Source organism: Microbacterium sp. Leaf288, from assembly GCF_001422925.1.
GTDB lineage: Bacteria > Actinomycetota > Actinomycetes > Actinomycetales > Microbacteriaceae > Microbacterium.
On the sequence record NZ_LMNI01000013.1, the window covers coordinates 180,539 to 202,547 of the forward strand.

At 71.3% G+C, this 22,009-nt stretch carries 21 protein-coding genes; 8 read left to right on the forward strand and 13 right to left on the reverse strand.

Annotated elements, in window-relative coordinates:
- Positions 1–5: 5 nt before the first annotated feature.
- From ASF40_RS18530 to ASF40_RS18540, 3 genes are all read right to left on the reverse strand, one after another.
- A complete protein-coding gene (locus ASF40_RS18530; RefSeq protein WP_056371876.1) occupies positions 6–911 on the reverse strand; it encodes a carbohydrate ABC transporter permease in 906 nt (301 codons plus the stop codon).
- 101 nt (positions 912–1,012) lie between these two features.
- Positions 1,013–2,347 carry an ABC transporter substrate-binding protein gene (locus ASF40_RS18535; protein WP_056371877.1) on the reverse strand — a complete coding sequence of 445 codons (1,335 nt, stop codon included), beginning with the start codon at positions 2,345–2,347 and terminating at the stop codon, positions 1,013–1,015.
- A 231-nt stretch (positions 2,348–2,578) separates the two neighbouring features.
- The gene (locus ASF40_RS18540; RefSeq protein WP_056372062.1) at positions 2,579–6,334 is read right to left on the reverse strand and encodes a proline dehydrogenase family protein; all 3,756 of its coding nucleotides are present in this window, start codon (positions 6,332–6,334) and stop codon (positions 2,579–2,581) included.
- 164 nt (positions 6,335–6,498) lie between these two features.
- Here ASF40_RS18540 and ASF40_RS18545 point away from each other — a divergent pair, with 164 nt between their 5' ends.
- Positions 6,499–7,407 carry a LysR family transcriptional regulator gene (locus tag ASF40_RS18545; protein ID WP_056372064.1) on the forward strand — a complete coding sequence of 303 codons (909 nt, stop codon included), beginning with the start codon at positions 6,499–6,501 and terminating at the stop codon, positions 7,405–7,407.
- Between the two features lie 49 nt (positions 7,408–7,456).
- Here the strand turns inward: ASF40_RS18545 and ASF40_RS18550 are convergent, their stop codons facing one another.
- The gene (locus tag ASF40_RS18550; protein ID WP_235560285.1) at positions 7,457–8,005 is read right to left on the reverse strand and encodes a hypothetical protein; all 549 of its coding nucleotides are present in this window, start codon (positions 8,003–8,005) and stop codon (positions 7,457–7,459) included.
- Positions 8,006–8,228: 223 nt separating this feature from the next.
- Here ASF40_RS18550 and ASF40_RS18555 point away from each other — a divergent pair, with 223 nt between their 5' ends.
- Positions 8,229–10,181, forward strand: coding sequence for a sensor domain-containing diguanylate cyclase (locus ASF40_RS18555; protein WP_082497209.1), 1,953 nt, complete (start codon positions 8,229–8,231; stop codon positions 10,179–10,181).
- Here the strand turns inward: ASF40_RS18555 and ASF40_RS18560 are convergent.
- Positions 10,173–10,475 (reverse strand): DUF7882 family protein, encoded by a 303-nt coding sequence (locus ASF40_RS18560; RefSeq protein WP_056371880.1) that lies wholly within the window; start codon positions 10,473–10,475, stop codon positions 10,173–10,175. The two genes, ASF40_RS18555 and ASF40_RS18560, sit on opposite strands and share 9 nt — an antisense overlap.
- A gap of 41 nt (positions 10,476–10,516) precedes the next feature.
- On the opposite strand from ASF40_RS18560, the gene ASF40_RS18565 reads away from it, so the two are divergent.
- On the forward strand, positions 10,517–10,774 hold the full coding sequence (locus tag ASF40_RS18565) for a hypothetical protein (RefSeq protein WP_056371882.1): 258 nt from the start codon (positions 10,517–10,519) through the stop codon (positions 10,772–10,774).
- A 25-nt stretch (positions 10,775–10,799) separates the two neighbouring features.
- On the opposite strand, the gene ASF40_RS18570 is transcribed toward ASF40_RS18565, so the two are convergent.
- Positions 10,800–11,585, reverse strand: coding sequence for an EAL domain-containing protein (locus tag ASF40_RS18570; protein WP_056371884.1), 786 nt, complete (start codon positions 11,583–11,585; stop codon positions 10,800–10,802).
- A 135-nt stretch (positions 11,586–11,720) separates the two neighbouring features.
- Between ASF40_RS18570 and ASF40_RS18575 the strand changes: the two genes are divergently transcribed.
- The gene (locus tag ASF40_RS18575) at positions 11,721–12,032 is read left to right on the forward strand and encodes a DUF7882 family protein (protein ID WP_056371885.1); all 312 of its coding nucleotides are present in this window, start codon (positions 11,721–11,723) and stop codon (positions 12,030–12,032) included.
- Positions 12,033–12,097: 65 nt separating this feature from the next.
- Complete coding sequence (locus tag ASF40_RS18580) at positions 12,098–12,403, forward strand: hypothetical protein (RefSeq protein WP_056371887.1); 306 nt, start codon at positions 12,098–12,100, stop codon at positions 12,401–12,403.
- Positions 12,404–12,407: 4 nt separating this feature from the next.
- Here ASF40_RS18580 and ASF40_RS18585 read toward each other — a convergent pair whose 3' ends face one another.
- Positions 12,408–12,968 carry a thioesterase family protein gene (locus ASF40_RS18585; RefSeq protein WP_056371889.1) on the reverse strand — a complete coding sequence of 187 codons (561 nt, stop codon included), beginning with the start codon at positions 12,966–12,968 and terminating at the stop codon, positions 12,408–12,410.
- A gap of 197 nt (positions 12,969–13,165) precedes the next feature.
- Between ASF40_RS18585 and ASF40_RS18590 the strand changes: the two genes are divergently transcribed.
- Both ASF40_RS18590 and cofE read left to right on the forward strand, forming a co-directional pair.
- A complete protein-coding gene (locus ASF40_RS18590) occupies positions 13,166–13,672 on the forward strand; it encodes a GNAT family N-acetyltransferase (protein WP_056371891.1) in 507 nt (168 codons plus the stop codon).
- A 102-nt stretch (positions 13,673–13,774) separates the two neighbouring features.
- Complete coding sequence (cofE, locus tag ASF40_RS18595) at positions 13,775–14,551, forward strand: coenzyme F420-0:L-glutamate ligase (RefSeq protein ID WP_056371893.1); 777 nt, start codon at positions 13,775–13,777, stop codon at positions 14,549–14,551.
- 151 nt (positions 14,552–14,702) lie between these two features.
- Here cofE and ASF40_RS18600 read toward each other — a convergent pair whose 3' ends face one another.
- From ASF40_RS18600 to ASF40_RS18610, 3 genes are read right to left on the reverse strand one after another with little or no spacing between them, the layout of a single operon-like run.
- Entirely contained in the window at positions 14,703–15,557 is an 855-nt protein-coding gene (locus tag ASF40_RS18600; RefSeq protein ID WP_056371894.1) for a DUF4097 family beta strand repeat-containing protein, read from the reverse strand.
- Positions 15,554–16,264, reverse strand: coding sequence for a response regulator (locus ASF40_RS18605; RefSeq protein WP_056371896.1), 711 nt, complete (start codon positions 16,262–16,264; stop codon positions 15,554–15,556). Before ASF40_RS18605 ends, ASF40_RS18600 begins: the two co-directional genes overlap by 4 nt.
- Entirely contained in the window at positions 16,252–17,517 is a 1,266-nt protein-coding gene (locus ASF40_RS18610) for a sensor histidine kinase (RefSeq protein WP_056371898.1), read from the reverse strand. Before ASF40_RS18610 ends, ASF40_RS18605 begins: the two co-directional genes overlap by 13 nt.
- Positions 17,518–17,750: 233 nt before the next feature.
- On the opposite strand from ASF40_RS18610, the gene ASF40_RS18615 reads away from it, so the two are divergent.
- A complete protein-coding gene (locus ASF40_RS18615; RefSeq protein WP_056371900.1) occupies positions 17,751–18,431 on the forward strand; it encodes a pentapeptide repeat-containing protein in 681 nt (226 codons plus the stop codon).
- A gap of 10 nt (positions 18,432–18,441) precedes the next feature.
- Here ASF40_RS18615 and ASF40_RS18620 read toward each other — a convergent pair whose 3' ends face one another.
- Genes ASF40_RS18620 through ASF40_RS18630 form a run of 3 tightly spaced genes read right to left on the reverse strand, consistent with a single transcriptional unit; the run spans position 18,442 to position 21,919 of the window.
- Positions 18,442–20,160: a cytochrome b/b6 domain-containing protein gene (locus ASF40_RS18620; RefSeq protein WP_056371902.1), complete on the reverse strand. Its 1,719-nt coding sequence runs from the start codon at positions 20,158–20,160 to the stop codon at positions 18,442–18,444.
- Positions 20,161–20,166: 6 nt separating this feature from the next.
- On the reverse strand, positions 20,167–21,132 hold the full coding sequence (locus ASF40_RS18625; RefSeq protein WP_056372068.1) for an electron transfer flavoprotein subunit alpha/FixB family protein: 966 nt from the start codon (positions 21,130–21,132) through the stop codon (positions 20,167–20,169).
- Between the two features lie 10 nt (positions 21,133–21,142).
- Positions 21,143–21,919, reverse strand: a complete 777-nt coding sequence (locus tag ASF40_RS18630) for an electron transfer flavoprotein subunit beta/FixA family protein (protein ID WP_056371904.1) — start codon at positions 21,917–21,919, stop codon at positions 21,143–21,145.
- Between the last annotated feature and the right edge of the window lie 90 nt (positions 21,920–22,009).

The window sequence follows — 22,009 nt, forward strand, 5'->3', positions numbered from 1 at the left end:
TGGCCTCAGTCGATCGAGAACTGGAAGCGGCGGTTGAGCCGGAACTGGATCGCGGTCACGACGAAGACGAGCAGGCCGAGGACCACCGACATCGCCGTCGCGTAGCCCATCTGCAGGTAGTTGAACGCCTTCTGCCAGATGTACCAGACGATCGAGGCGGAGCTGAACTCCGGGCCGCCGGTGGGGGTCATGATGTTGATCTCGATGAAGATCTGCGCGCCGCCGATGATGCTCGTGACGACGAGGAAGAACGTGACCGGGCTGAGCAGAGGCACCGTGATGTGGCGGAACTGGCCCCACGCGCCGGCGCCGTCCAGCGCGGCGGCCTCGTACAGGTGCCGGGGCACCGACTGCAGCGCCGCGAGGTACAGCAGCATCGAGTAGCCCAGGCCCTTCCAGACGGCCATGATGATGATCGCCGGCTTCACGGTCGCCGCGTTCTGCAGCCAGTTCGGGCCTTCGATGCCGAACAGCGCGAGCACCTGGTTCACCAGGCCGAAGTCGCCGTTGTAGGCCCACTGCCAGAGGATCGCCACGGCTGCCAGCGACGAGATCACCGGCACGTAGTAGACCGTGCGGAAGAAGGTGGTGCCGCGCATCTTGCGGTTGAGCGCGAGCGCGAGCATCAGCGACAGGATCAGGCCGATCGGGATGCCGATCATGTAGAAGATCGTGTTGCCCATGGCCTGCCAGAAGTACGGGTCGGCGGCCATCTCGACGAAGTTGTCGAGCCCGTTGAACACCGGCTCGCTCAGGCCGTTCCACTTGGTGAACGACGCGTACACCGAGAACCCCAGCGGGTAGCCGGTGAAGGCCAGGAACCCGATGACCGGGATCGCGACGAACGCGAGGGCCGCGCGGTGCTCGCGGCGGTGCAGCCGCGAACGGCGGACGGGTGTCGTCGTCGACATGGGGACCTCGTTTCTTCAGAAGCAGGAGGAGGGGACGGATGCCGCGCCCCGGCGCGGCCGAAGATCACGGCGCGGCACGGGCCGCGGCATCCGTTCCGGGATCAGCCGATGCCGGCGTCGGCGTTGGCCTTGTCGAGCATCTCCTGCATGCGCGGCTGGACTTCCTCCAGGTAGTCCGCGGCGGTCTGCTCGCCGTCGAGGACGGGCTGGATGTTCTTGAACAGCTCGTCGTACCACTCGGCGCTGTAGGTGGTGTTCGCGGGCAGCGCACGGCCGTAGTCCTGGACGATGTCGAGGAACTCCTGCTTGTTCTCGGGCGGGAGCGTCGACGCGGTGACCCACTCGTTGGCCATGTCGATCAGGTTGGGGATCTGCACACCGGCGTCGACGAGCGACTGCTGCGCGGTGCGGTCGGTCGACAGGTAGATGGCGAGCTTCGCGGCCGTCTCGGGGTCCTTGGTGCTCTCGCTCACGGCGATGCCGAGGGTGCCGGTCCAGGTCGCGGTCTCACCGGTGGCGCCGACCGGGTAAGGGATGAGATCCCAGTCGAAGTCGAGCTTCTCGTAGACAGGCACGTCCCACGGACCCACCGGGAAGAAGCCGATCTGGCCCTGCATCCAGCGCTGGTAGGTGTCGAGCGTCTGCGCGTCGGCGGTGGACGGCGTGACGCCCTCGACGTTCGACAGGTCTGCGAACCACTGCAGCGCCTCGGCGAACTCGGGGCTGTCGACGGTGACCTCGGTCCGGTCCTCGTTCAGCCAGTCGCCGCCGTTCGACCACACGAACGGCTGCAGGTTCCACTGCACGTTGAGTCCGGTGCCCCACTGGTCGAGCGTGCCGTCGCCGTTGGTGTCCTGCGTGAGCTGCTTGGCCACGTCGACGAACTGGTCCCACGTGTAGGGGGTGTCCTTGTCGGGGAGCGGGATGCCGGCCTTCTCGAACATCGTGCGGTTGTAGCCGAACGAGAACGGGCCGACGTCCTTGGGCATCGCGTAGATCGCACCCTGGCCCATCAGCTTGCCGTCGAAGCGGTAGCTGTCGACGCCGTACTGCCAGACATTGGCGAGGTCGAGGTCTTCGTCGCTCTCGACATCCTCGGTGATGTCCCTGATGATGCCGGTCTTGACGTAGGCCTGCACGCTTCCCGGGTCGACGTAGAAGACGTCGGGCACCTGCTTGCCCGTGATCGCCGCCTTGAGCTTGGTGCTGTACTCGTCGGCCGTCGTCATGATGATCTTGACGTCGACGTCGTTGTCCTTCTCGAACTGCTCGATGGCCGCGGTGTAGGCCGCCTTCTCGGCGTCGCTGCCGCGGAACATGAAGGTCAGTTGCTCGCTGCCGCCGTCGCCCGAGCCGCCGGCGCAGCCGGACAGGATCAGGCCGCCGGCGGCGAGCATCGCCGCTGCGGCGACGACCGACTTCCGTGACTTCGTCATCACGTTTCCTCTCGTAGTGCTGTGGTGGTCAGCGCTCGGATCAGGAGATCGATCGTCGCTGACCGTGGGGGTGCCGTCGTTGATTTACAACGTTGGAATTACTTGGTGGAAAACAGTGTGCGACGCGAGCCGAGGCGATGTCAAGCCGAAGCGCCCAGAAAGTTCTAACGTTGTAGAAGCGCGACGTGTGGATTCCGGATGCCGCGGGTCGCAGCATCCGGAATCCACACGTCAGATGACGGACTCGCTCCAGGGGTCGGGGTTGCCGAAACGGTGAGCGGTGATCGTCACGGACTGCTCGTGGAGGAAGGGCAGCAGCTCGAGCCTGCCGGCGGTGGTCACCTCGTTGTCGTAGACCGCGAGATCGGGATCACCGCCCATGGCCTGCGCGACGACGGTGTGCAGCGCCGCGACCGAGTCGGGCTGGCCGATCAGTCGCACGCGCGCGGGCCGCGGCTCGGGGTCAGCATCGGCGGCCGCTGCGACGATGTCGACGGCGCTGAGGCGTTCGAGCCATTGCTCGTCGGTCTCGACGAAGACGGCGACGTCCTCCTCGGCCAGGACTCGGCGCACCGCGGCAGGAAGACCGACCGGCGCAGAGAGCGTCAGCCGCGAGCCCGCCCGGAGTCCCGCGATCACCACACGCAGCACGGCCTGCCACGAGGCGTCGGCCGTGGCGCGCAGCGCAACGGCCGGGATCGGGCGGTAGCGGAAGAGGTTGCGCTCGACGCCGAGGCCCGACACGTCCTTCACCTGGCCGTATTCGCGGTCCCACGCGATGGCGTCCGACAGGGCGCCCCGGCGGAGCCACTCGAACGCCTCGTAGTCCAGCGAAGGCTGCGCCGCCTCGATGAGGGCGACGATGCGGGTGTCGAGACCACGCAGGTGCAGCGTCGCCGACGTCGGGGCGCCGGAGGTGGCGCGCCACCGGCCGAGGCCCACGAGGTAGTTGGGGCCACCGGCCTTGGCGCCGGCGCCGACCGACGAGCGCTTCCAGCCGCCGAACGGCTGGCGCTGCACGATCGCGCCGGTGATGCCGCGGTTGACGTAGAGGTTTCCCGCCTCGACGCGGTCGAGCCACAGCGCGAGGTCGTCGGGATTCTGCGTGTAGAGCCCCGCGGTGAGGCCGTAGGCCACGGCGTTCTGCAGCTCGATCGCATGCGCGAGCGACGACGCGTGCATGATTCCGAGGACGGGCCCGAAGAACTCCTCGCGATGGAAGCGCGAGCCCGGCTGCACGCCGGTGCGGATGCCGGGGGTCCACAGCCGCCCGTCGTACTCGGGAGCGGCGTCCACGCGCGTCGGCTCGACGAGCCACTTCTCCTCCTCGTCGAGGGTGGTCAGCGCCCACTGCAGCTTGCCGCGCGGCACCTCGACGACCGGGCCGACCTCGCTGAGCGGGTCGGACGGCACTCCGACGCGGAGGGAGGTCGCAGCATCCACCAGCTGACGCGCGAAGCGCTGCGAGTGGCCGACCGGACCCACGAGGATCGCGAGCGACGCGGCGGAGCACTTCTGGCCGGCGTGGCCGAACGCGCTCTTGATGAGATCGGATGCCGCGAGGTCGAGGTCCGCCGTCGGCATGACGATCATCGCGTTCTTGCCGCTGGTCTCGGCGAGGAGCGGGAGGTCGGGGCGCCACGAGCGGAACAGGGCCGCCGTCTCCCACGCGCCGGTGAGGATCACCCGGTCGACGTCCGGGTGCGACAGCAGCGTCTGCCCGAGACCGCCCTCGTCGATGTCGACGAGCGCGAGCACGTCGCGCGGAACGCCCGCCTCCCAGAGCGCTTCGGCGACGACCGCGGCGCAGCGCCGCGCCTGAGGTGCAGGCTTGAAGACCACGCCGGATCCTGCGGCGAGCGCCGCCAGCACACCGCCGGCGGGGATCGCGATCGGGAAGTTCCACGGCGGCGTGACGATGGTGAGCCGGGCCGGCTCGAACACGGCGCCGCTCACGCGGTCGAGCTCGCGCGCGGTGGCGGCGTAGTAGTTCGCGAAGTCGACGGCCTCGCTCACCTCGACATCGGCCTCGGCGAAGACCTTGCCGGTCTCGGAGGCTGCGACCTCGATGAGCTCGCCGCGACGGGCCTCGAGGGCGCGCGCGGCGGCGGCCAGCACGAGGCTGCGCTCGGCCGCGGGGAGGGCGCCCCACGCCGAGGCGGCGTCGCGCACGCGGGCCACGATCCCCTGCAGCGTGCGCTCGTCGGCGACGCGGGCCGCCTCGACGGTCGCGTCGCCGGCGCGTGAGGTCTCGATGCGCGACAGGATGCTGCGCGCCCAGGCGCGGTTCGCCGGCAGCGCCGGGTCGGTGTCGGCGGTGTTGCGGAAGCCCGGCGCGCCCGCGACGCGGGCGGCGGACTCGCGCGGAGCGAACACCGCGGTCTCGACGAACGCCTCGGCGCCGAACACCTGCTCGGGGACGGACCGCTCGACCGGGGCGGTGTCGCCCGGCACCGCCGAGCGCGCGATGCCGATCACGGCCTGGGTCAGACCGGCCTCGTCGGACGCCGCGGCGGACCGGCGCAGGCGCGCCTGCGCGCGCGGGGAGTCGGCTGGGGCCGCTTCGGGGTCGGCGGTCGCGATCGCCTCGGCGGCGCGGTCCTGCACACGGTTCGCGCCGGTCGCGAGCGTCGGGTCGTCGGCGCGGGCGAGGGAGGCGAGGAACCGGTCGCGCTCACGGTCGAACATCGCCGGGTCGTCGGCGAGGTCGAAGGCCGCCGACAGGAAGTTGTCGCTCGAGGCGTTCTCCTCGAGGCGTCGCACCAGGTAGCTGATGGCGACGTCGAACTCGTCGGGACGCACGACCGGCACGTACAGCAGCACATGGCCGACCTCGCGCGTGACCGCCTCGACCTGGCCCTGCGCCATGCCGAGCAGCATCTCGAACTCGACATGGTCGCGCACACCGGCCTCGCCGGCGAGCAGCCAGGCGTACGCGATGTCGAAGAGGTTGTGTCCGGCGACGCCGATCCGCACCGCGCGGGTGTGCTCCTTGTCGAGTGCGAAGCGGAGGCACCGCACGTAGTTCGCGTCGGAGTCGACCTTCTCGCCGTACGTGGCGAGGCTCCAGTGGTGCATGACCGCGTCGACGCGCTCCATCGCGAGGTTCGCACCCTTCACGAGTCGCACCTTGATGCGCGCGCCGCCGTTCGCGACGCGCTCCTGCGCCCACGCCGTGAGCCGCTCGAGCGCGGGCAGGGCGTCGGGCAGGTAGGCCTGGAGCACGATGCCGGCTTCGAGGTGCCGCAGGCGCGGATCCTCGAGGAGGCGCGTGAACACCGCGATCGTGAGATCGAGGTCGCGGTACTCCTCCATGTCGAGGTTGATGAACGTCGGCCCGTTCACCGAGCTCGTCGGGGAGGCCGCCGTCAGGTACAGAGGCTGCAGTCGATCGACGACCTTGGCGACGACCTCGTCGAACGCCCACATCGAGATGTGGCTCGCGATGGCCGAGACCTTGACCGAGACGTAGTCGACGTCCGGCCGGCGGATGAGCTCGTGGATGCCCTCGAGCCGGCGCAGCGCCTCCTGCTCGCCGAGCACCGCCTCGCCGAGGAGGTTCAGGTTGAGCCGCGCGCCGCTCTCACGAAGCGCGGCGATCGCGGGGCCGAGCTTGTCGGGACGCGCGTCGACGACGAGGTGCCCGACCATCTCACGCAGCACGCGCCGTGCGATCGGCACGACCGGCGACGGCAGCACCGGCGCGACCGCGCCGCCCACACGGACGGCGCCGCGCAGGTACCAGGGCAGGAACCCGGGCACGAGAGGCGCGACGCGATGCAGATGCGATGCTGCGGCCGACAGGCTCTCGGGACGCATCACGCCGTCGACGAACCCGATGGTGAACGGCAGGCCGTTCGGGTCCTTGAGCACGCCGGCCAGTCGCTGCGCCGCCGGGTCGACCTCGACCTCGGCGCTCTCGGCGATCCACCGCTGCGCGAGGGCGACCGCCTCACCGGCCACGTGCTCGTCGGGTCGTCCTTGCATTCGCACTCCCGCTGTCACGTCATCGGACTCCGTGGTTCCAGCCTGCACCTCAATGTGCGCGATCGGGTTCACCTGCTGCATGAGGTCAAGGGTGAGGCATCCATTTATTCGTGAAAAGCGATCATCTACGATCGATATCGTTCGGATTTATCGATGGGATGCTGATGTTCGAGCTGCGTCGTCTCAGACTGCTCCACGAGCTCGCGCTGCGCGGCACGCTCGCAGCCGTCGCCGACGCACTCTCGTACAGTCCGTCCACGATCTCCCAGCAGCTCGCGCAGCTCGAGAAGGAGGCCGGCGTCGCGCTGCTGGCGCCGGAAGGGCGGCGGGTGCGGCTCACGGAGCACGGACGCGTCCTGGCGGCGCACGCCGCGCGGGCACTCGACCTCGACGAGCAGGCCCGTGGCGAGCTCGAGTCCCTGCACCCGGGGCTCGCGCCGGTGCGCGTCGCGGTCATGCAGACCGCCGCACTCGCCATCGTGCCCGCCGCGCTCGGACTGCTGTCCGAACGCGCACCCGATCTTCGCGTCGAGCTCGTCGAGATGCCTCCCGAGCTCGGGCTGTTCGAGCTCACGGCGCGGGGCGTCGACCTCGTGATCGCTGAGCAGTACCCCGGGCACACGCGGGCCCACGCATCGGGTCTCGAGCGCGACCCTCTCGGCACCGACCCGATCCATCTGGCCGTCGCATCCGCTGATCCCGCACGCTCGCTCGACGACCTCCGCGATCGCCCGTGGGTGATGGAGCCCGCCGCCACCGCCGCCCGCCTGTGGGCGGTGCAGCAGTGCCGCGCCGCGGGCTTCGAACCCGACGTGCGGTACGAGCTGGCCGATCTGTCGGCCCACGCGCGTCTGGTCGCGGCGGGACAAGCGGTCGCCGTGCTGCCCGATCTGCTGTGGGAGGGGTCGGCGGTCCCGGTGTCGCTGCTCGATCTGCCCGGTCGCCCCGCGCGCGAGATCTTCACCGCGCAGCGCACCGCGTCGCGGGCACGCGCGGGCATCCTGGAGGTTCGGCGCGCCTTGCACGACGCGTTTCCGCTGCGGCGGACGGATGCTGGGCCCCCAGGCTCTTAGCGGGACCCGAAGGCCGCGCCGTGGCGGGGTCGCAGCATCCGCCTCCCGGTCAGGTGCGCTCGGTGTGCTCGTGCCCTTCCGGCGGAGTCGGCGGCCGCTCGTCCGTGTTCGCACGGCGGCGCTCGGCGCCCTCGAGCACCGTGTCCCGGTCGCCGGCGGATTCGCCCATGTGGGCTGCGGCCGACGGGGCGGCGGCGTTGCGGGCATCGGTGCCGTCGACGTAGGGGTCGACGTCGTCGGCCTTGCGCATCGCCTCTGCGTGCTGCTGACGCAGGTCCTCGGCTTCGGCGCGGTGGTCGTCGACGCGTCCCGCGCGGCGTTCGGCCTCCATCGACGCTTCGGCCGCCCGCGCCTTGGCGTCCTCCGCGGCCGCCGCGGCGGCTGCGGCGTCCGCGCGGGCACGTGCCGCCTCAGCCTCGTGCTGCCGGGCCTGCAGCTCGGTCTCGCGCGCGTCTTCGCGCATCTTCTCGGCGCGATCGTGCTGGTGCTCCCGGCGACGCTCACGGCGCCCGCGCGCGGTGAGCAGCAGGGCGACGACGACGATCGCGAGCACGATGACGACGCCGACGATGATCCAGATCAGGGTGGTCGTATCCACGGCTCCTCCTTCTCCCTCCGACGCCGGCGGGGTTCGGCCGGCGCCACCACTGCCAGGCAACCTCCGCACCCGGCGAGCGGCAAACCCGTTGCGCACCGGCAGTGCGTGCGCTAGGCCCGGCGCTGCACCGGGGATTCTTAGGTTCCGGACCCCCTCACGCATAGGATGAGTGCTCTCGCCGACGCAGTTCGCCACCACCCGCCACGCCCCCGAAGGACCCGCGTTGACCGACACGCCCGCCCTCGTCTTCGACGGAGACCGTCCCCGCGATGACGCGGAGACGCTCCGCCTCCAGGAATGCTCGCAGGAGCAGATCCGCACGATCGGACGCATCCAGGCGCACGGCGCCCTTTTCGGCATCGATGAGGCGACCGGAGTCGTGGTCGTCGCGAGCGAGAACGTCGAGCACTGGCTCGGACGCGACCTGCGCGAGGCGGGCAGCGACACGCTTTCCTGGGCGATCAGCCAGGGACTGGCCGTCGATCCGGTGCGCGCGGAGTTCGAGGGCGGCGTCTACGACGTCATCGCACATCGCGGCACCGTCCCGCTCGTCGTCGAGCTCGAGCCCGTGGTGCCGGAGCTCGAATACGTCCGCACCGGAGTCGTCGGCGCGATCCAGCGCTTGGCGGGGGTCACCGACCCCGACGAACTGCGGCAGCAGGCAGCCCGCGAGATCAAGGACATCACGGGCTTCGACCGGGTCATGTGCTACGAGTTCCACGAGGACGGGCACGGGCAGGTCGTGGCCGACGAGCGCGAACCCGGCATGGAGGCGTACTTCGGACTCCACTTCCCCGGCTCCGACATCCCGGCGCAGGCGCGTGCGCTGTACATCGAGAAGCGCTCACGGGTGATCGCCGACACCGAGGACCCGGGCCTCGCCCTGCACACGCTCCTTCCCGAGGACGCCCCGCTCGACCTCGGGCGCAGCGAGCTGCGCGCCGTGTCACCGCACCACCTCCAGTTCATGCGCAACATGGGGCAGGCGGCGACGGTGTCGTTCGGCCTCGTCATCGAGGACCGCCTCGTGGGGATGTTCACGTGCGCTCACCGCACCCCCCGACGTCTGCCCGTGCTGCTGCGCCGGGCCCTCGAGGTGATGGCGACCCAGGTCGTGACCCAGCTCGCCGCTGCTGAGCAGATCCGGCGCCTGCGCCGGCAGCTCGAGGCGCGCGAGCGGCGGATCGCCATCATCGCCCCGCTCTACGGGCGCGGCGACGTCGGCACCGTGCTGATGAGCGGCGAGCGGACCGTGCTCGACGTGGTTCCCGCAGACGGCGCCCTGCTGCGGATGGGCGAGACGGTCCACACCGTGGGCGTCGTGCCGCCCCCCGCTCGCCTGTTCGCCGTGATCGACGAGCTCGGCCCGGGGCGACTGCTGTGGGAGGCGCTTCCGATCGAACGGCCGGGCCTCGCGGTGGAGGTGCCGGGCGTCGCCGGCCTTCTCATCGTCCCGCTCGGCGGCGACGGCGACACGCTCGTCTTCGTACGCAGCGAGGTCTCGCGCACGGTCGACTGGCTCGGCGACCAGCGACCGGAGAACCGCGACACGCCGCTCTCCCCTCGCCGGTCGTTCTCCGCCTGGCGCGAGAGCGTCACGGGTCGAAGCCTCCCGTGGGGTGAACACGCCCAGGACGCTTCGGACCTCGGTGAGGAGATCAGGTCGGCCATGGTCGCCCGCACCCAGGCGGAGCTCGCGGAGCTCGCGCTGCGCGATGCACTCACGGGTCTCCACAACCGCCGCTTCCTGGACGACCGGCTGAACGAGCTGCTGCAGGGCTCCGGCGCCGCCGTGGCTGTCGTCTTCCTCGACCTCGACGACTTCAAGCTCATCAACGACACGTACGGCCACGAGATGGGCGACGCCGTCCTGGCCGCGATCGGCCGCCGGCTGAGCGGGGTGGCCCGCAGCTCCGACATGGTCGTACGGCTGGGCGGCGACGAGTTCGTGATCGTGTGCGTCAGCGCAGGGCCGGAGGAGGCCGCGGCGATCGCGGGAAGGGCGCTGGCCGCGATCGCCGAGCCGATCACGGTACGGGGCGTCGAGGTCGCCGTGGGCGCCTCCGCGGGCGTCGTCGCAGCCGAGCGCGGGATCTCTCCCGGAGGGCTGCTGGATGCCGCGGACGCGGCGATGTACCGCGCGAAGCGCGACGGTGGCGGTCGGGTCTCAGCGTGACGGAAGGTCGGGCTCGGGGACGACCCGGAGCCCGGACGACGAGTTCGCCGCGTCGATCAGATCCTGCAGCCAGAGCCGGTTGATCTCGGGCATCGGCCCCTCGTACTCGAACCGCAGCGGCGTCACCGATGAGATCCAGACGGCCTGACGCAGCGACGTGTGCTCGTCGACGTGGGCGAACGACAGGTTCTCCCGACGCCGCAGCTTCGCCATGATGACCAGCTCGAGGTGAGCGAGGGTGCGATCGTCGATCGTGAAGGACGCCGGGGGTGCGCCGTAGTGAAGTATGCCCACGCGTCGATCCTACGGGCGGGTGGCGCAGGTACGCTGGTGCGATGGCGATCGTGAACCGGCTCACCGTGGATGGACGCGACTATTTCCTTCCCGACCCCGTGTCGGAGCTGAAGACCAAGATCCTCGAGGCGATCAAGGCGGGGGGCGGCTATGTGAACATCCCGCCGCTGCGCGGGGGCCCGGGAGTCGACATCCTGTTCTCCCCCGGCATGCCGGTGACGTGGTCGCAGTTCGAGGTCGGCGACACGCCGGCGCCCAGCGACGAGCAGAGCGAGGACCTCGCCGACTACGGGCTCTGAAGCGGGGCCGCGCGCTCCGGTCCGGTCAGACCGCGAGCAGCTCGTCCATCTCGTCGGACGGCATCGGGAGCCCCCACAGGTAGCCCTGCCCGCGGTGGCAGCCGCGACGGCGGGAGCGCTCGAGGTGGGCCACGGTCTCGATGCCTTCCGCCAGCACCCGCCATCCGTGCTCGGCGCTGCTCGCAACCACGGCGGCGATCGCGTCGTCGGCTTCGGCATCCGTCCGCTGCGTGAGTGATCGGTCGATCTTCACCTCGTCGATCGGAAGGGCCTCCAGCATCGCCACGGTGGTGTCACCGCCGGCGTAGTCGTCGACCGAGATCGAGACCCCGACGGACCGCAGCGTCTGCATCGCGGTGAGCATCTCCGGACGCAGCTGCGGCGTCGGAGCCTCGGTGATCTCGATCGTGATGCCGGCAGGGTCGATGCCGAGCCGGTCCAGCCGCGCCACCACCGTGTCGGCGTACCGGGTGGAGAAGTGCGCGGGAGACGCGTTCACCGCGAGACCGAGCGGGTGTCCCGACCCGCGCCACCGCATCACGCGCTCCGCCGCCCGGTCGAACACCTGCAGATCCACCTCGTCGAGGAAGTGCCCCTGCTCCGCGAGGGGGATGAACGTGTCGGGCGGGACCGCGCCGAGGTGCGCATGGGTCCAGCGACAGAGCGCCTCGACGGCGACGGGGTCCGTCGGCTCCGGGGCGTCGGGTGGGCCCGCCGGATCCAGGTCGTACTGCGGCTGGAAGGCGATCCACAGCTCGCCGGTCGAGAGCGCGGCGCGCAAGTCACGGGTGAGCTGGAGGGGACGGGGCATGCCACCAGCGTCGAGGACGTTCGCGTCGAGGCGCAACACCAGACAAATGCGGCGAAACGGCGTACGATGTCGCGCACTCTCGGCCGGAGACGCGATCCGACACGTCACGATGCCCCGAGGGCTAAGGTGGGACCGATGGGCACGCTCACCTACGACACCCGCGTCACGACGTCGATCGACGATCGGATCCTCGCGCATCTGCAGGCGGTCATCTGGGCCAAGCTGCGACGCGGCGAGTCGTTCCCTTTCACGTGGAGCGACCCGACCCGCGCCGGCCTCGGACGCACCTCGGTGTGGCTGAGCCCGAACGTCTCGCTGGCGTTCGAGTACTTCGGCGGCCGCCAGCCTCGCCTCAATCCCGCGTGGGTGGACGCCCTCGCCAAAGCGGCGAACTCACCCGCGGGCCTCACGATCGTGCCCGAGCCCGACAACCCCGCAGCACCGTAAATAGGCGCGGCCGGCGTTCCTGTCAAGACCCGGGGTCGGCGTCGACGCGTGCTTAGCGTGGACGCATGACACAGCACACCGAAGACCGGGCTGGTGAGATCCACTGGTCCACCCCCGAGCGCGGCTCCTGGGCCGCTGACCGCTTCGGGCGCCAGGTGGGCGGGGTGACGCGGGACGAACGCGGCTATGTGGCGACTCGCGGTGGCCGGACCCTCGGCCGCTACCGTTCCCTCGACGCCGCGCTGGACGCCGTCGATCACCGCAGCTGGACCCACCTGCAGCCGAGCCGCTACTGGACCCTGCTGCTCGCGACCATCAACGTGGGCATCCTCGCCGCGATGTCGCTGATCGCGACGGCGATCCTGCGCTGACGCCTCAGCCCCAGACGCTGGGCGCCTCCGCGCGCGTGGGAGGCAGAGCGGATGCTGCCGCCCAGTCGTGCACCCACGCATCCACCTCTGGGACCCCTTCGGGGCGGCCGATCGCGGCGAAGAGCTCCTCGTGCGACAGCGTCCCCCCGGACCGCTTCATCATGCGGGCGCGGATGATCGCGCGGGCGTACACCTCGCCGCCGACCACCGCACGATGCTCGAGGTAGACGGCCTTGTCGTCGTGCCCGATCATGCGCGATTCGACGTCGAACTTCTGCCACAGATTGAGCGACTTGCGGAAGGTCACCGTCTCGCTCGAGACCACGGCGTACCAGCCGTAGGTCTTCATGACGTCCCACAGGCCCGTCCGCACGAGGAGGTCCCACCGGCCGAGGTCGAACAGCGAGAGGTAGCGCCCGTTGTTCATGTGACGCAGAAGGTCGATGTCGGTGAGCAGGGTCGTGAGCCGGATCCGGCTGATCTCGCTCGGACCGAGTCGTCCGCCGCGCCGCAGCCTCCGCCGCGCGGTCACCATCACGATCAGGGTCCGCCACATCACGTTCACGAGGTGCGATCGTAGCGATCCTCGACGAGTCCGCCGATTCGGTTGTGGATTCCCGACAGCTTCCGTCGGGCGCCCGCTCAGATCGGTGCGCTGTGAGATTCGAAGATCCTCCGGGGCGCAGCATCCGTTCGTCACCCCTCGTTCACCGGGCGTTGCCCCGATTTCGGGTCTCGCGCCGACGCGCGTAGAGTCTGGCCATGGAAGCCGAAACCCAGACCGACATCGTCGTCCGTCCGGTGCGTGACGTCGACGCGGAGGCCCTCGGGCGCGTCCACGCGACCGCCTGGCACGAGACGTACGACCACCTCATCAGCAAGGCCGCCCTCGAGGCCGTCTCGCCCAAGCGTCTCGCCGAGCTCTGGACCCACTGGGCCGTCCAGGGTCCCGAGTTCAAGATGTTCGCCGCCCTCGTGAACGGCGACATCGTCGGATTCGCAGGCTCCGGCCCCGCCCGCGACAAGGACGCGCCGCGCTTCCGCGAGCTGTACTTCATCTACCTGCTCGACGCCCACCACGGCACCGGCATCGGCCAGAAGCTCTTCGACGCGGTCGTCGAGCCCGCCGAGGGCCTGTACCTGTGGGTCGCCGACGACAACCCCCGCGCGCACCGCTTCTACACGCGCAACGGCTTCGCGCTCGACGGCGCGACGCACACCGAGCCCTTCCTCGGCGAGACCCTCACCGAGGTGCGCTTCGTGCGCTGATCCACCGCTGTCCCGTGGGGGCGTGTCCGGTTCGCCGGATACGCCCCCACGACGTTTCCGACGGCGGAGCAGGAGCGCCCGCGCATCCGGAAGACTGGACCCATGCCGCCTCGCACCGCGCTCACCGTCTGGCCCCTGGAGGGCATTCCCGAGATCGAGGCCGGCGCCGACCTCGTCGATGTCATCGCCCGCGCGGCGGGTGACGAGCTCACGGACGGCGACATCCTCGTGGTGACGTCGAAGATCGTCTCGAAGGCGGAGGGACGCTTCGTCATCGCCGATGACCGGGAAGACGCCATCACTTCCGAGACCGTGCGGGTCGTGGCATCCCGCACCACCCCCCACGGCTCCACGACGCGCATCGTCGAGAACCGCCTCGGCATGGTCTCGGCCGCGGCCGGCGTCGACGCGTCCAATACGCCCGAGGGCACGGTGCTCCTGCTGCCCGTCGACCCCGACGCCTCCGCACGGGCCATCGCCGCGGGCCTGCGCGAGCGCCTCGGCGCCGAGGTCGGCGTCATCGTCTCCGACACGCTCGGCCGCGCCTGGCGCGAGGGCCAGACCGATCACGCGATCGGCGCCGGCGGCGTGCACGTCTTCGAGGACCTGCGCGGAGGGACGGATGCCGAGGGCCGCCCGCTCGTCGTCACGATGCCGTGCGTCGGGGACGAGCTCGCGGCCGCAGCGGACCTCGTCAAGGGCAAGGCGACCCGGCGCCCCGTCGCCGTGGTGCGCGGCCGCGCCGATCTCGTCGGCGCGCTGGATCTTCCCGGCGCCCGTTCGATCGTGCGCCCGCTCGAGAAGGACATGTTCCGCCTCGGCGCCGACGAGGCCTACGCCGAGGGATTCGCCGCGGGCGCAGCATCCGTCTCCTCCTGACCCCCGATCCCGCGCCACCCGATCGCCCCGCCGACTTCCTCGAACGGGGGTGGCGGACCCCGAAGACGCGGACCGACCCGCCGTCGCAGAGCCGCGACGACGGGTCGGAAGGAGTGCGGGCGGTCAGCTCCCGGACTTCGATGCGGGGCGGTCAGCTCCCGGACTTGAGCACGGCCTGGCCCGCGGAGACCTGCACGTCGATCGTGCGGGACGCGCCAGGCGTCGAGCCGATGCTGTTGTCGAACTGACCGGCCGAGACCTCCGCGCGCACGTCGTACTCGCCCTCGGGCACCGTGAGCCGCAGCGAACCGGCGCTCACGTCGAGCTCGACCGCGTCCGGCGCGGTGCCGGTCAGGGTCGCGTCGAGCGAGCCCGCGCTCACGGTGAGGTCGGCTTCGCGCACGCCGTCGAGCTCGAGCGTTCCGCGTCCGGCGCTGACGTCCGCGCTGAGCGACTCCGCCGATCCCGTCACGTCGAACGAGCCGGCCGCGAGCGAGAGGTCCAGCTGGCCGAACTCGCCGTCGGTCACGAACTCGCCGGCCGCCAGCGAGATGTCGGCGTCCAGTCCTTCCAGCGACGCCGGCAGCCGCAGCACGGCATCCGCTCCCCCGTCGCCGAACCATCCGCGCCAGCCGAACCAGTCGCGGTCGGGCGACGAGACCTGCAGCGTGTCGCCGTCGCGCTCGAGCCTCCAGTCTCCGGCGCCCCATGAGCTCGTCACCTCGAGCTCGGCTTCCCGCACGTCCGAGAACTCGACGCGCAGCGTGCCGGCCGCGGCGTCGACGTCGAGTTCCTCGACGCCGGCGGCGTCGGCCGTGCGGGTGGAGGTGTGGACCGAGGCCGAGGCGATGGTCCCGACGGCGGCCGAGATCGCCGCGCCCAGCAGCACGATGCCGCCCAGCACGATCACGACGATCGCGACGGCGCGCGATCCTCCAGAGGAGGGCCGCGGCGGCTCGGCGGGGGTGCCCGGCACCACGGGAGGAGGGGTCAGGGTCGTGCTCATCGGTTCGTTCCTGTCTGCGGCCCACGGCCGCTGGGTGTGGGGGGAGCCGGCGGCGTCGGGCCGCCGTGCTCGAGGTGGGCGATCGCGGCGAGCACGCGCCGGTTGCCCGATTCGTCGGGTTCGAGGTCCAGCTTCTGGAAGACCGCGGTGATGTGCTTCTCGACACTGCCCTCAGTGACGTGCAGCGTCTTGGCGATGGCCTGGTTGGAGCGTCCTTCCGCGATGAGCGCGAGCACCGAGGCCTCGCGTTCGGTGAGGCGCAGCATCCGTTCGTCCCTCGTCCTGCGGCTGAGCAGCTGCGCGACCACCTCGGGGTCGAGCACCGTGGCACCGGCCGCGATGCGCTCGATCGCCTCGAGGAAGTCGGTGACGTCGGCCACGCGGTCCTTCAGGAGGTAGCCGAGGGCTCCGCCGCTGGACGAGATCAGGTCTGCGGCGTAGCGCTCCTCGACGTACTGCGAGAGCACGAGCACCGCGAGCTGGGGCAGGCGCGCCCGCAGCGACAGGGCCGCGCGGATGCCCTCGTCGACCCACGTGGGCGGAAGCCGCACGTCGAGGATGCACAGGTCGGGCGCCGTCTCGTCGACGGTCTCGTCGAGCCGCGACGCGTCGGGAAGGGCGGCGACCACCTCGTGGCCGGAGTCCTCGAGCACCCGCACCAGGCCGGCGCGCAGCAGCGCCGAGTCCTCGCAGATCAGGATGCGCACGGGATGCTCACCTCCACGCTCGTCGGACCGCCGGCGGGGCTGTCGATGCGGGCCTCGCCGCCGGCCGCGAGGACGCGGTTGACGATGCCGTCGAGGCCGCCGCCGGGGATGACCCGCGCGCCGCCCACGCCGTTGTCTTCGACGCGGGCCCAGAGCGTCCCGGGCGCCCGCAGTCGCGCGACCACGCGCACCTCGGTCGCCCGCGAGTGCTTGGCGGCGTTGGTGAGGGCCTCGGCGATCACGAAGTAGGCGGCGGCCTCGGTGTCACGGCTGCAGCGGCCGTCCAGGCGCACATCGGTGTGCACGGGCACCACCGACCGCGCGACGAGGGCCGAGATGGCGGCGTCGAGACCGCGATCGTCGAGGACGGAGGTGTGGATGCCGCGGGCCAGCTGCCGCAGTTCCGTGATGGCCGCCTTCGTCGAGGTGTGCGCCTCGGAGATCAGCTCCTTGGCCGCCTCGGGGTCGGCGTCGATCTTCTGCTGCGCGAGCCCGAGGGTCATGCCGACCGAGACCAGTCGCGGCTGGACGCCGTCGTGGAGGTCGCGTTCGATGCGCGTGCGCTCGACGTCGGCGGCGCGGACCGCGCCGGCGTGCTGCTGGCTCGACATGCGTGCCGCGGCGGCGAGCTGGGCCTCGCGCGAGGGCACCATGATCGCCCGCGCGATGATGCCGTGCAGCACGCCGAGTCCGATGAGCGCGGCGGCCGAGAAGAGCGCCGCGAAGATGCCCACGGGGACCGCCCACGCGAGGGGCACCTCGATGCCGGTGCGCGCGAGCCGCACGGCGCTCGCGTCGGCGAACAGCGGCGCGAACACGAGGACGGCGCCCGAGACCAGGAGTCCGGCGAGGGCCACGACGACCCACCCGAGGATCGTCGCGATCGCGAGGTTCGCGATCGCGCGCCACGTGCCGGGATCGATCGCCTGCATCCAGATCGTACGCAGGAACCCGCCGAAGCCGGGGCGGCCGCTGGTCCGCGGACGCAGCCGCGCAAGCCCGAACCGGTAGAGCCCCTCGACGCGCTCGGTCTCGAGCCAGCCGAGCGCGAAGAGCACGTAGACGAGCCCGACGAGCACCACCAGGCCGATGCCGATCACGAACACCAGGCCGATGCCGACGCCGAGCAGCGTGAAGAGGAGGGAGAAGGCCGCGGCGCCGACGACGCCGAGGGCCGCGAGCTGCGCGATGGCGCCCGCCACCTGGGCCGGCCGCGTCACCGGGCGGACGGGAGGAGAGTCCGAGGAGGTCATGTCACCAAAGTTAGGCGCGCGCGCCGCGCCGCGCGCCCGAGGCACCCGGAGACTTCTCTTCGGGTTATCCCCCCTCCCCAGAGCCGCCTCGGGACGGATCGCTGTGGAGTTCGGGGCGCACGACGTCCGCTCGGGGCGCGTGCCGCGCGCCCCGAATGCACGCGGCGCGCCCCAGACCCGAAGCGACACACCTCCGCGGGCGGGCGTCGGCGGCACGGGCTAAGGTTGCGGCGATGCCAGCTGCCAGATCCCGCAAGACCCAGGGCACCCAGCCTCCCTCCTTCGACTTCGACGAATCGTCGCTGGGCGCGCTCGATCCCGGCGACGACGAGATGCTCGACGCCGGGCGCCTCGACGGTGTCGTGTACTCGGGCATCGCCCGCGACGCCTGGCAGCTCGAGTCGGGCGCCACCGTCGAGGCGTGCCGGTTCGACGGCCTCGATCTCGGAACATGGGCGCTCCGCGGCGCCCACCTGGTCGAGTCCGTCTTCGCCGGCGCCAACGTGCCCGCGGTCTCGGCCGCACGCGGCGGCTGGCGCGATGTCGAGCTCCGCGACAGCCGGTTCGGCTCCGTCGAGGCCTACGACGTGGCCTGGCGAGGCATCCGATTCACCCGTTGCAAACTCGGCTACGTGAACCTCCGCGGGGCCGAGCTGCTCGACGTCGCCTTCGTCGACTGCACCATCGACGAGATCGACCTGCTGGATGCCTCGGCCCGCCGCGTCGCGTTCGACGGCGCCCGCATCGGCACGATGAACGCCAGCGGCGCCCGGCTCACCGACGTCGACCTGCGCGGGGCCGACCTCGGTCAGATCGTCGGGATGGCGGGCCTCCGCGGCGCGACGATCTCGCCCGAGCAGCTGCAGCTCATGGCGCCCGCCCTCGCAGACCTCGCCGGCATCGTCGTCGAGTAGCCCGGTCGCGTCAGCGGCCGGAGACCTTGCCGAACAGGCGGGCGATCGGCGCCAGCACGAGCGGCCGCGCGGCCACCCAGGCGGCGGCGATCACGACGAGGGATGCGACGAAGAACCAGAATCCGGTCCAGTTGTCTGCGTACGCGTTCGGATCCGTCGAGCCCTGCGCCGCGTACATGTGGTTGAGGTTGCGCAGCGCCCCGGTCGCGAACACCAGGAACACGTGCACCGCGATGAAGACCACGAAGTAGAGCATCACGGGGAAGTGCACGGCGCGCGCCCACTCCACCGGGTACGCCTTGTTCAGCCCGGTCGCGTTCTTCGGCCAGACGTGGCTCATCCGCACCCCCGTCGCGATCGCGAGGGGTGCGGCGAGGAACACGGTGGCGAAGTAGGCCAGCTGCTGCAGCGAGTTGTAGTTCACCCACCCGTTCTCGGTCGGCCAGTCCAGCGACACGTACTGCAGCGCCGCCGAGACCGCGTTGGGGAACACCGCCCACGACGTGGGCACGATCTTCATCCATTGTCCGGTCACGAACAGCAGCACCACGAAGATCACGCCGTTGACGATCCACAGGATGTCGAGCGACTGGTGGAACCAGAGGTTCAGGCTCATCTTGCGCCGGCCGTTGCTGCGCGGCGACCAGAACACGCTCGGCCGCTTCTCGGTGCGCACCTGCAGTCCGGTGCGGATGATCAGCACCATCAGGAACACGTTGAAGAAGTGCTGCCACCCGAGCCACGCCGGGATGCCGACCGGCGCTCCCTCGGGCAGGTGGTACTCGCCCGGGTAGGCCGCGAGGAAGTCCACGCCCCACTCGGTCGACAGCAGCCAGCGCACCGCGAAGACCGCCATGCCGGCCGCGTACAGCAGTCCGGCGCCGCCGACGATCACCGCGCCGGCCCACTGGCCACGGGTGAACGGTCCGATCCGCTTCGGCTCCGCCTTCGCCGCGCTATGGGTCTTGGCGGTGGCACCGGCCCACACCGTGCGCCGGAACGGCAGCGGCTGCGTCAGCGGCACGCCCGTCGCGGTCGCCGGTCGTTGAGCGTGAGGTGCTCCCGCGCCCGGCGCCGAAACGTCGCCCGCCTCGGGCTGCTCGTCGGCCCGGGGCGTTTCGACTCGCTCGTTCCTCGCTCGCTCAACGAGCGAGGAACGGGGAGGGGCGACGGAGGCCGGCGGCCACGGCTCGCCGCCTGCGACGCGGGGCAGACCGCGCCGCAGTGCCGTGGCACCGTCGCCGCCCGCGGTCGCAGCTGATCCCGGTCCCGCAGCGCGCGTGGTGGCCGGCACTCGCTGCGGCACCGCCGTCGAGTCGGGCCCCAGCTGTTCCGCAGTCACTTCTGGTGCATGATCCGTCTCGGCACCCGCCGCAAGCGACTGCGGAACCACGGGCGCTTCCCCGGCGGGCGGCCAGGGCTCTCCACCGGGCACGCGCGGCAGACCCCGGCGCAGCGTGACCGCATCCCGCGGTTCCGCAGTCACCTTCGGCGCGGCATCTTCCTGCGCACCCGCCAGAACCGACTGCGGAACTGGATGACCGAGGGCCGCGACGCGCGGGGTCGAGGAATCCGAATTCCCTTGCTGCGCCACCTGGGCGGCGGCGACCTCGGCTGCCGGCCCCGCGCCGTTGCCGTTCGCGCCGGGCGCGGCGCCGGCGGGCGGCCAGGGCTCGCCGCCGGGCACGCGTGGCAGGCCGCGGCGCACCGAGGAACCGAACGTCGCCATACCGGGTTACGCCTTCTTCGCCTCGAGCGCGGCGATCAGCTGCGGCACGACCGTGAACAGGTCGCCGACCACGCCGAAGTCCGCGATCTCGAAGATCGGGGCGTCGGCGTCCTTGTTGATCGCGACGATGGTCTTCGCGGTCTGCATGCCGGCCTTGTGCTGGATCGCGCCCGAGATTCCGAGCGCGACGTACAGCTGCGGCGACACCGAGACGCCGGTCTGCCCGACCTGGTAGGAGTACGGCACGTAGCCGGCGTCGACGGCCGCACGCGACGCGCCGATCGCGGCGCCGAGCGCGTCGGCCAGCTGCTCGACGAGTTCGAACTTCTCGCCGGACCCGAGTCCGCGCCCACCCGACACCACCTTCGCCGCGCCGCGCAGCTCGGGGCGCGTCGACGACACCACGGCCTCGTCGACCGAGGTCACGGTCGCGGCGCGACGGCTCGAGGCGCGCACCTCGAGCGGCTCCGCCTCGACCCCGGCGACCGCGTCGGCGCGGGCGTCGATCGAGCCCTGCCGGATCGTGATGACCGGCGCACCCCACGTGACGGCCGAGTCGACGTTGTACGCGCCACCGTAGACCGAGTGGTGCGCGACGACGCCTTCCGCGTCGCGCGAGACGCCGACGGCATCCACCGCGACGCCCGAACGGGTGCGGGCGGCGTATCGGCCGGCGACCTCGCGGCCCTCCACCGAGTTCGCCACCAGGATCGCGTCCGGGCGCACCAGGTCGGCGGCCTCCGTCAGCGCGTCCACCCGCGGGACCGACAGGCCCTCGCCGGCCGGCGCGACCAGCACCGACGCGGCGCCGAGGGCGGCAGCATCCGCCGCCAACGCCCCATCGCCGACGAGCACTGCGACCGGCGTGCCCACCGAGGCGGCCGCGCCCAGCAGCTCGGCCGCCGTCTTGGCGAGCCCGCCCGACGGCGTGGTGTCGAGGAGGACCAGGATCGAGTCATCTGCGAACGTCATGGGTGCCACCTCACGCGAGCCTGTTCTGGATGAGGAAGTCCGCGAGCTTCTGGCCCGCGTCCCCCTCGTCGACGATCTTGACGCCGGCCTCGCGCGGCGGCTTCTCACTGAGCGCGATCACGATCGACCGCGACGCACCCGGATCGTGCGGATCGATCTCGAGCTCGGCGAGCGACAGGGTCTCGAACGGCTTCTTCTTCGCCGCCATGATGCCCTTGAAGTTGGGGAAGCGCGCGTCGGGCAGCGCCTCGGTGATCGAGATCACCGCCGGGAGCGCCGCCGTCACCTGCAGCGTCGCCCCGTCCGAGGCGCGCGCGCCGAGCACCTCGCCGTCACGGATCTCGACGGAGCTGAGGTACGTCGCCGACGGCACGTCGAGGATCTCGGCCACCATCGCGGGGATGATCCCGCCCACCCCGTCGGTCGACAGGTTGCCGCCGATCACCAGGTCGAACCCGGTGCGCTGCAGCGCCGCGGCGAGCACCTCGGCGGTGAGTCCCAGGTCGGCGCCGAGCAGTCCCTCGTCGACGACCTGCACGGCCGACGCGGCGCCCATCGCGAGCCCCTTGCGCACCGTCGCCGCCGACGACTCCGGCGTCATCGAGAGCACGACCACCTCGGTGTCCGGCGTCTTGTCGGCGTACGACAGGGCCACCTCGAGCGCCCGCTCACCGATCTCGTCGAGCACCGTCTCGCTCGCGCCGCGATCGGCCAGGCCGGTCTCGAGCGACAGCTTGCGATCCCCATAGGTATCCGGGACTTCCTTGACCAGGACGACGATCTTCATACGATCTCCTCACGCTGGGCACGAGTCTATGGCTCGCGCCGCAATGTACCCAATCCCGCGAAATGAACCGGCGATGACCGACCCGTTGCC